The sequence below is a fragment of the Burkholderia sp. LMG 13014 genome, from assembly GCF_905232215.1.
GTDB lineage: Bacteria > Pseudomonadota > Gammaproteobacteria > Burkholderiales > Burkholderiaceae > Burkholderia.
This window is the reverse complement of the sequence record NZ_CAJNKE010000204.1, coordinates 1-9,700: the sequence shown is the minus strand read 5'-3', so window position 1 is coordinate 9,700 and position 9,700 is coordinate 1. Positions and strand designations below refer to the sequence as shown.

Below are 9,700 nucleotides of genomic sequence, written 5' to 3'. Positions count from 1 at the left end.
CCGCGCCGGCGGCGCAACCGGTGTTTCCGCGAGGCGTCGGCATGGAAAGGATCATGTAATGTAGCGACCTGTCGCTGACCTTACCGGAATCCCCATGCGTGTGCTGCTCGTCGAAGACAATCCGAACCTCGCCCAGTCGCTGAACGACGCGCTGAGCGCGGCGCGCTTCGCGGTCGATCACATGGCGGACGGCGAGGCGGCCGACCACGTGCTGCGCACGCAGGATTACGCGCTGGTGATTCTCGATCTCGGGCTGCCGAAGCTCGACGGGCTGGAAGTGCTGCGGCGGCTGCGCGCGCGGCGCAATCCGGTGCCGGTGCTGATCCTGACCGCGCACGGCTCGGTCGAGGATCGCGTGAAAGGGCTCGATCTCGGCGCCGACGACTATCTCGCGAAGCCGTTCGAACTGACCGAACTGGAGGCGCGCGCCCGCGCGCTGATCCGCCGCAGCCTCGGCCACGAGCATTCGCGGGTCGAATGCGGGCCGCTTTCGTACGACAGTATCGACCGCAGCTTCCATCTCGCGGGCGAGCCGCTGTCGCTCACACCGCGCGAGCGCTCGGTGCTCGAGGTGCTGATCCTGCGCAACGGCCGTGCGATCAACAAGGACACGCTGTCGGAGAAGATCTTCGGGCTCGACGAGTCGGTTAACGCCGATGCGATCGAGATCTACGTGTACCGGCTGCGCAAGAAGCTCGAAAACACGGGGGTTGCGATCGTCACGTTGCGCGGGCTCGGCTATCTGCTCGAAGCGAAGGCGGAGGCGGCCGAGTGAGCCACCGCCGCGCCCACGATCCTTGCACGGGACCGGTAGACGCGTTGACACGCTACGCCGGATCGACACGTTCGCGACCCGCCAACGACACGCCTGCCATTCACGGCCGACCGCGCGGGCGCGGCGAAGCGCGCCGCGCATTCTCCGCCATGCTCCATGGGGCGGCCTGGTGGGGGGGCGAGTGACCCGCCCGAACCTGCGCACCCAGGTCGCGCTGTGGCTGCTGCTGCCGCTGCTCGGCCTGCTCGCGCTCGACTCGTGGCTCACGTACCAGCGCGCGATGAACGCCGCGCACGTCGCGTTCGACCGGACGCTGTCGTCGTCGCTGAAGTCGATCCGCGAAGGTGTGCGGCTCAATGACGGCGAGATCGAGGTCGACCTGCCGTATCTCGCGCTCGAAATGCTCGAATCGAGCGACGGCGGCAAGATCTACTACCTGATCCGCGAGGACAACGGCCACACGATCACCGGCTATCCGGACCTGCCGCTGCCGCAGGGGCGCGACGCGGGCGACGGCGCGCTGTTCGTCACGCGCTACTACGATGTTATCTATCGCGGCGAGCAGTTGCGGATGGCCGCGCTGCGCATCCCGGTGCACGACGTGCCGACCGCGCAGTCGCGAATCGTGTGGGTGATGGTCGGCGAGACGATCGAGGCGCGCCAGGCGCTCGCGCGCGAAATTCTGGTGGGGTCGCTGCTGCAGGAAGGATTGCTGGTCGTGCTGGCGCTCGGCATCGTGTGGCTCGGCGTCGGGCGCGGGCTGCGGCCGCTGAACCGGCTGTCGGCCACGGTCGCCGCGCGCAGCGAGGACGATACGACGCCGCTCGATACCGGCGCGGTGCCGAGCGAACTCGCGCCGCTCGTCGAGGCGATCAATCAGTACATCGGCCGCACGCAGCGGATGCAGGTCGCGCGGCGCCGCTTCTTCGCGGACGCGGCGCATCAACTGAAGACGCCGCTCGCGGCCGTGCAGGCCGGTGTCGAGCTCGCGCTGAGGCCCGACGAGCAGCCGCGCGCGAACGGGCATCTGCGGCGTGCGAACGGTGCCGTGCGGCAGGCCGCGAAGATCGTCCAGCAACTGCTGTCGCTGTCGCGGCTCGATTCGGACAGCGGCCATGCAGTCGCGCACAAGCCGGTCGCGCTGCACCGGCTCGCGCGCAGCGTGACGCTCGACTGGTCGCCGGTTGCACGCGCGCGCGACATCGATCTTGGTTTCGAGCATGAGGCCGACCTCGACGTGCACGGGCAGTCCGACCTGCTCGGCGAGATGATCGGCAACCTGATCGACAACGCGATCCGCTATGCGGGCGACCGCGCGGTGATTACGGTGCGCGTGTCGCGCGATGGCGAGCATGCGCGGCTCGACGTCATCGACAACGGGCCGGGCATTCCGGCGGACGAGCGTGATGCCGTGTTCGAGCGCTTCCATCGCGGCAGCAAGACGCAGACGGTGGAGGGGACGGGGCTCGGGCTGTCGATCGTGCGCGAGATCGCGCGCGTGCATCAGGGCAATGTGACGCTTGCCGATGCGGCCGGCGGCGGGCTGGTTGTCACGATCCGGTTGCCGGTGGCCGGTGGCTGATGGGAATGGCTGACGAGGTGCGTGGCGGAATCCACTGAAGTTCGATTGCATTGCAACGGAATGTGCCTGAGCGCAATTGCAACGGCTATCTGAATTGAGTTGGTTCGCCGATTCTGGGAGAACTGACATTTCGCCTGCGCTGCCGGGAACGGCATTGCCAATTCCGCGCGTCTTTGTCGGTTATTGGGTACTCCAACCGGGGGTAACTGCGTGTCGGAATCCTGATCAATTCAGGCTATTTGACGCCGATTCCGAATTTCACCCGCATTGCAGGGCATTTCGGGTTCTTTAAGACCCGCGTGTATGTCATCCGAAGGAAAAATACCACCTCCAAATTTCGGATTCGTCTCATGGACATTCTGTACCTCGCCGGCGAACCTCTCACTTCGCGCAGTTCGGAGCGCTATCACGCTGGGCGATAGCGGCATTACCTGAACGCTGCGCTAACGCAATTCAAAGGTCGGGGGGCTGGCAGTGGAGCCGGTCGTCGCAATCCCTTCGGTATCGATGGCCAACCGCTGGCCGATCAGTCGATTGCTCCCAACGACATGCCATTTTGCGAACTAAGTTTGTGGAGCCGCTTATGCTTATCAGCTTCCCCTTCCTGGGCACGCCTCAGCCGCGAACCGAGGACGACAGGAACGACGGAACCTTTGGCCTCGGAGAAAAGAGCGGCAAAGGCAGTTTCCCAGTTAGTCATCAATTCGGTTGGCATGGCGGCGTGCATCTGGTCGCGCCAGGCCCCGATGCGAATCCTGAACCGGTGCGCGCCGTTGCCGACGGCGAGGTTGTGTTCGTGCGTCCCTGCGCTGCCAAACCGAAGCAGAACCCGACCGAGCAAGAGCGCGACGCTTATCCCTTGCTCTACTACGCCGGCTGGACCAGCAATGGTGTGGTGATCCTCAAGCACCAGACTGAAATCGGCGAGGGCGTCGAGGTCGTCTTCTATTCGATCTACCAGCACCTGAAGAGCGTGGCGATCAATTCGGCCACCAAGGCAGCGTGGACGAAAGGCGACAAGATCTATCGCAAAGACCCCATTGGCCAGGCAGGTGAGATCTACGGCAGAGCAAATCGCATCCATTTCGAAATCGTTGCTGACAAAGCGAACGTAGAGAAGCTGATGGGCCGCAACGAAGGCAAGTTGCAAGCCTCCGAGGGACGACGAAATTGTGTCTGGGGCGACATTCATATCGTGTTGCCTCCTGGTACGCCTATGTACGCGGTCAACCCGCGTACCGAAACCAGGGGCTACGTCGTGCGTGCCTTCGACTCCACCGTGGGTGTCGCCAACGATACGCTCGAAAGCGTCGCGCAACGGTTCCGTACGACGCGCGAGCGGATTCTTGCGCTGAACGGCAAGACGACGGTACATGCAGGCACTTGGTGGTCGAGAGTCAGCGGCTCGGAACAGTATGCTTTGAAGAAGCCGGCGCCGACCATGCAGCAACGCACTATTCGCGTGCCGGCCGTCTACGGGGCGGCAGCCACCACGCCGCCCGATGATCTGACCGCCGAGGCATGGGCGCAATGGACCGTACGGCCCATCGGTCAAACGAAGGAGGTGCTTAACATTGCGCTGAGCGAAGCGCGAGGCACCATCACTCTGACTACGCGCGACGCTGAGGGGGGGCGACGTGGTGGCGTTGAAGAAGCAAAGGGCGGTTATAACCTCTACCAGACCGCGACAGACACCTACCCCGGATGCCCTAGCGCCGGCTACGAGATGCTGCGTTTCGGTCGAATCCTAGGGCCCGACACACCGGCCGCCACAGATCTGCATGAGGGCCGCCTGCCGCATTTCCGCAAGATTGCTATCGGCGGTGGTGTCACAGCCTACGTGGATCTCAATCGTATCGGTGTGAAAGTCTACAGCGACGCAGACTTTCCGCACTGGCTGGGTTGGACATTTATCGATGACGATACCGACGGCAACAGCCGTTGCGATTCGACGCAATTGCTCGACCTGATCGAGCCGATGTCGCCTACGCCCGATGTTGATGCCGCTACTCAATACCGCAATCGGCAGATCCTTGCCTACGCCAAAACGCAGACCGGTGAATTGCGTGACCGACTTACCTACTGTGTGGTCAAGATGCCCACCGAGTGGGCACGTGACGATTTCGACAAGCGCTGGGGCTGGCTGAAAGGTACCGAGGGAGCGAGTGAGGTCGGCAACATCGTGTTTCCGATGTGCCTGGGGGAGCCTGCGTACGAGAGGCTCAAGCGACACCACCAGGCATTGGCGTTTTGGGAGGAGGCGGTAGAAGCTGGACTGACATTAAAGATCGAGCACTATCATTTTCATCCGATGCAGTTTATTTATGCCTTTAAAAAAAGCGGATGGCTTAGCCCCTCTGAATTGAAGCAAGCGGTTCCAGCGCGAGCTTTGCGAGGTCTGGGGGCGGGCGCATCGACTCAGATCGTGTACGAAAGTACGAGGGCGCAGGCTGGACAGTTGATCGAGACGAATCTTATCGAGTTGAATCGTGCCCTGAGAAAATACGGCGTAAATACTCCCGAACGTATCGCTGCCTTTCTCGGAAATTCAGTGCCTGAAACGGCTTGGTTGCGAGTGATGCAAGAGGAGGGCGCCGACAGTCGTTGGTATGCCCCTTGGATAGGGCGTGGTTTCCTTCAGCTTACCCATTCAAGCAACTATCTAGACTATTGGCACTGGCGTGGACGCGGGATTGATTCAGTACTCGACGCTAGATTGAGGCAATCTCAGAAACAAGCTGATGTTCAACGAAGTAACCAACCACTAAGTGATATGGAGCGACAATTACCTGCGCAGATACAGATGTGGCGCGAGGACGTGCGCCGAATTGCGTTTGATGCTGCAGATAGTTCTGGATACTACTGGAGCGTACACAAGGCAAACTATGAGGTGGATAAGGCTTCACCCAATGTTCGCCGTTCGTTCACATTGCATATCACTAGCCAGCAGCGACGTAGTCAACCGTTTGCATTTTATGAGAATGTGTCTTTCCGACGTGTGAGCTGCTTGATAAATCTACCAGGACATCTCAATAGAGATGATCCAAAGTTGAATGGTTTAGTGGATCGCTATCATGCTCATGCGTATGCGCAAGTATTATTGCTTGATCGACCGGTGTTTCCAAACGATAGTGGTGTGCGACAATTCTTGCCTGATGACTATCAAGTGAAGGGGGAGGCGCCTCGATAACTATGAAATACTTGAAATGCTTGGTATGTTATATCATCTTTGGGCTGGTTATTTTTGCTAATAATCGATATGTGTTGGCGCATGATAAAAACAAGGAGGCGCTGGACATTGCGGATCATTCTGGAGTCATGCCTGCTGGTATGCAGCGCTATGTTATTTTCATGCATGACTGCACTATTGAATTTGTCGCAAAAAAAGGTGGATATACTCGGGCCTACATGGAGGGTGGCAACTTCTATGGGGATTTTTCGTTGAGTCATCAGGCTGCGCAAAAATCGTTGAATTTTAGCTTAAATTGCCGAAAAGGGGCTGCGGCTGATCTTTGCTCGAAACTGCTTCCTGTTGAAGATGCTGAAAATATTCGCTATTACAAGATACATCGCCTAGAGAGGCTGCATCCGTCTTACTTTGGAGTTGCGCAAATATCGTCATATCCTATTAACAGTTTTCAGCCCGGTCAGGTGCGTGAGCTGGATTTTTGTTTAGGGGATGGTTTGCGCACGCTACGTACCGACAGAGGGGGTATAGAACTCGGTTACGATTCTCGCGATATTTCTGAGACGGTGGGCAGGAGTCTTCAGAAATCTTCGGAGAGAGCTCTTCCTGAGATACTTGAAATAATTCGTTCGATCCGCTTTTTGTCCTCTGATGATGAGGTAGATGAGGGGCGTATTTTTATTCCGATGGGTGTGGGAGATAATTTTATTATTTCGCGCGATATCGCGTGACATGTGGAAGGTTTTCGTTTCCATATCATAATTTTATGAAGGATAATTTCTCTAGCTTTCATGGCGCTGTTCTTCTTGCTGTGCTGTTGTCGGTGCTGTCGCCTTCGTCCCTGGCTTCGACAGGTTGCGAACACCAAGATTCGAAAGAAGTTCACATAGCACGGTCGAGGGAGGGTGGCTCAGTAGTCAAAGTCAATTATTGATGGAAAGGTGATAGCGGAGCGTATTCAATAAATGTCGATTCATTTATTGATTTGACGGGCAAGGGTGGGCGTGATCTCGGCGTGGCGAATGGTAATGGAAGATCTGGGGGGGATGTGGTATTGGGTTTTTGACAAGGACTCAAGGTCATACAAATTTGTCGGAGAGGCGTCAATGCTTCGGCAATCAAAGGTAAAGAATGGACTGCTTTTTGCAATCGTAAGCGGTAGTGGGGATGTTCAGGCGACACGCTATAGTTATCGAATAAAAGGCGGGAAATTGGCAATGGTTGGTGCGATAAGCTTTACTCCTGTCGATGACGCATATGACATTTCTTTGATGACCTGTGCTTCTGGCTTTCGGTGCAGGGAGGTCGGAAGGCTAAAGGATATTCCATCGGAGCGAGCGCAGAAGTGCATGGAAGGAGTCGATGATTGCAATTATCTTAAATAGAAATCGAGAGCGGGATCAGGTTTGCATTCAGCTGAGTGGTCGATATAGGCGTTAAGGTTTACAGCGACGCCGATTTCCCGCACTGGTTGGGATGGGCCTTTATCGATGACGACACTGAGGGCCACAGCCGTTGCGATTCGATGCAACTGCTTGATCTGATCGAGTCGATGATACCTGCGCCCGGTGCAGAACCGGAACGACCAATTCCGCAGGATGGGGCGGCACCCGGTGCTGCCGTGATTGAAGCTGTCTCCCGATACCGCAATCGGCTGACCCTTGCCTACGCCAAGACGCAGACCGGTGAATTGCGTGATCGACTCACCCACTGTGTGGTCAAGATGCCGACTGAGACTCCGCAGGAGGGGCACATGAGAATGCTTTTGTCTACCGTCGTTGTCTTGATTGCATTGGTGCCTGGTTACACGAGCGGAGCAGCATTGGACGACTCCATACTTTCGACACCCGAATTCGACATACAGCGTGAGCTTCGAGGCGTAGGCTCTTGTCGCTTCACTATCGAAAGACAATCTAGATTTGAGGAATATCGTCTTGGTTACGGGCGGGAGAAGTACGCAACGTATTTAACGAAGCTACCTGGTATTCGGCCTACTACTGCGATAACGCTGACACTTGGCTGTGCGAGTGACGACAATGGCGATATCGATAGTGCCATGGCCTTAAACGATAACATCATAAAGTCCTCGCGAATCGGGCATTGGTCGCTGTCGAAGCGGGCTGCTCGACAGAGGGCGCCGAAGCTTGTCGTCACGAATGTGGCGAACGGAACTACCCGGGGCTACGTCTTGATGGCGATTCCAGACAAAGTCGCCTCGCAAGGCAACTTGGGTTTCTGCGTTACCAACCAACAGCAGGTCTTGTGCGGCGGTGCATCCCTGTCAGCCCATTTGTTGCACGGGAGGGCGAAAACGTCGCTTGTGGATCTGATACAGGGGATCAGGCTTGTTCCTTCCAGGAAGCTTGGCGTAACACGATAGTCGCAAGAAAGACGTGTGCTTCCTCCGATTTTTCACTGTCTAATTGGTCGCGTGCAAACTCAACAGAAAGGATGGAAATCGAGCAAGTTCAACGTACCTCACTGGTGTGAGGAATCATCGCCCGGCGTCGATCGCCGGGGCATTCGGAAATCTCGTCAACACGTGAGCGCCACGCTCAATCGCCGAACCCGATCTCCGCTTCCAGCGACTGGCCGACTTCGAGCCACGTGCCCGCGCCTTCGACGACGATCGCGTTGATGCCGAATGTCAGTTCGCCGTCGAAGTTCGGGTTCGCACGATAGGTCTGCATCGTGTCGGTCGGCTCGTGCGGCCACGCCGGATTGGGCGCGCCGGTAACCTGGTCGATCGTCGGCATCGGGCAGCGCGTGCACAGCTTCACGAGACGCAGCCGCACGGGCGTCGCGCCTTCGGTGTCGAGATGCTCGACGAAATCCTCTTCGTATGCGGCGAGATCCGACACGACGATGTTCGGTCGGAAGCGGTTCATGGGAATCGCCGGTGCACCTTTTGCGGCGAGCCGCGCGTTCAGGTCGTCGAGCGACGACTGGCCGATCACGAGCAGCGGGTAACCGTCCGCGAACTGCGTGTGCGTATCGATCTCGCCGGTCCATTTGCGATTGCAGCCGCGGCGCGTGTCGGACCCGAAGCGCGCGAGCTTCGTGGGCATGCCGAGGAATTCGGTGAGCCACGCGGCCGTTTCGGCGCCCGTGTCGATCGCGTCGACGGTGTCGCGCCAGACGGTCGCGGCCATTTTCGGCGTGGCGGGCGTTACGTCGCCGTCGAGCGGCGTGCGGATCTCGCGCATGCCCGGTGCGTTCAGCACGAGCGCATCGCTGTCGAGCGCGGTGCGGATCAGCGCGAGGCGCGGGTGCGTGCGCTGCGTGATCATTTGCCCGTTGGGGTCGGTGATCAGCCAGTGGCGGTCGTACGCCAGGCCCGTTTCGAGCAGTTGCGCGCGCGACAGCGCGATGCCGGCGCAGGATTTGATCGGATAGACGAAGAGTTCGGCGATGGCTGGCATGACGCTGGCTGAAGGCGGATGGCGAGACTGCGATTGTGCCAGATCGTGCCGAAGCCGGTTGGACGGCTGCACGCCGTCGAGCGGCCGGTCATGCGAGCGGGAAGCCCGGGTCGAACGTCGCGCGCACGTCGAGCGGCTGGCGCAATAGCCCCGCCTTCAGGTAGAAGTCGGCCGTGCGTTGCTGTTCGGCGATGACCGTCGCGTCGATCGGCAGCCAGCGCGTATTGCGGCGCTCGAACTGCAGCCTGGCGGCCGCCGGCGGAATGCCGATGATGCGCGCGAGTGCAGCGGAATACGCGTCGACGTGCCGGTACGACCATGCCTGCGCGCGCACGACGCGCCGCAGGAAATCGTGCAGCACGTCGCGCTTCGACGCGATCGCCGCGTCGGTCGCCGCGATGTAGCTGAGGCCCGACCACAGTCCGCGGCCGTTGACGAGCACGCGCGCGCGGCCGCTCGTTTCGGCGAGCGCGGTATAGGGTTCCCAGGTCGCCCACGCGTCGATCGAGCCGGTTGCGAGCGCAAGCATCGTATCGGCCGGCGGCAGGAAGCGGAACGAGACGGCGTCGGGCGGCAGGCCGGCCGCGTCGAGCGCCTTCAGCGTGACGAAATGGCCGATCGAGCCGCGCGTCGTGCCGATCCGCTTGCCCTTCAGGTCGGCCGCGCCCTTCAGCGCCGCATCGGGCCGCACGAGCACCGCCGTGCCGTACGGATCGGAACGGTTCGCGCCGATC

7 protein-coding genes are annotated in these 9,700 nt (G+C 59.4%); 5 read left to right on the top strand and 2 right to left on the bottom strand.

The window, feature by feature from the left end:
- The first annotated feature begins 94 nt into the window (after nt 1-94).
- The 5 genes from JYJ84_RS19890 (at nt 95) to JYJ84_RS19870 (ending at nt 7,924) form a co-directional block, all read left to right on the top strand.
- Nucleotides 95-775 carry a response regulator gene (locus tag JYJ84_RS19890; RefSeq protein WP_174956396.1) on the top strand — a complete coding sequence of 227 codons (681 nt, stop codon included), beginning with the start codon at nt 95-97 and terminating at the stop codon, nt 773-775.
- 181 nt (nt 776-956) lie between these two features.
- Nucleotides 957-2,357 (top strand): sensor histidine kinase, encoded by a 1,401-nt coding sequence (locus JYJ84_RS19885; protein WP_122946892.1) that lies wholly within the window; start codon nt 957-959, stop codon nt 2,355-2,357.
- Nucleotides 2,358-2,940: 583 nt separating this feature from the next.
- Nucleotides 2,941-5,547 (top strand): M23 family metallopeptidase, encoded by a 2,607-nt coding sequence (locus JYJ84_RS19880; protein WP_122946893.1) that lies wholly within the window; start codon nt 2,941-2,943, stop codon nt 5,545-5,547.
- Nucleotides 5,548-5,549: 2 nt separating this feature from the next.
- Complete coding sequence (locus JYJ84_RS19875) at nt 5,550-6,275, top strand: hypothetical protein (RefSeq protein WP_164462661.1); 726 nt, start codon at nt 5,550-5,552, stop codon at nt 6,273-6,275.
- Nucleotides 6,276-6,964: 689 nt separating this feature from the next.
- Nucleotides 6,965-7,924: a hypothetical protein gene (locus JYJ84_RS19870; RefSeq protein WP_175222011.1), complete on the top strand. Its 960-nt coding sequence runs from the start codon at nt 6,965-6,967 to the stop codon at nt 7,922-7,924.
- A gap of 175 nt (nt 7,925-8,099) precedes the next feature.
- On the opposite strand, the gene JYJ84_RS19865 is transcribed toward JYJ84_RS19870, so the two are convergent.
- Nucleotides 8,100-8,966, bottom strand: a complete 867-nt coding sequence (locus tag JYJ84_RS19865) for an MOSC domain-containing protein (RefSeq protein ID WP_175222012.1) — start codon at nt 8,964-8,966, stop codon at nt 8,100-8,102.
- 88 nt (nt 8,967-9,054) lie between these two features.
- Nucleotides 9,055-9,700, bottom strand: a 646-nt coding sequence (locus JYJ84_RS19860) for an ABC transporter substrate-binding protein (protein ID WP_205189395.1), incomplete at its 5' end; no start/stop codon positions are given.

Coding starts and splice junctions, on each gene's coding strand:
- JYJ84_RS19865 (WP_175222012.1), bottom strand. CDS start 8,966: ATGCCAGCCATCGCCGAACTCTTCGTCTATCCGATCAAATCCTGCGCC.
- JYJ84_RS19880 (WP_122946893.1), top strand. CDS start 2,941: ATGCTTATCAGCTTCCCCTTCCTGGGCACGCCTCAGCCGCGAACCGAG.
- JYJ84_RS19875 (WP_164462661.1), top strand. CDS start 5,550: ATGAAATACTTGAAATGCTTGGTATGTTATATCATCTTTGGGCTGGTT.
- JYJ84_RS19890 (WP_174956396.1), top strand. CDS start 95: ATGCGTGTGCTGCTCGTCGAAGACAATCCGAACCTCGCCCAGTCGCTG.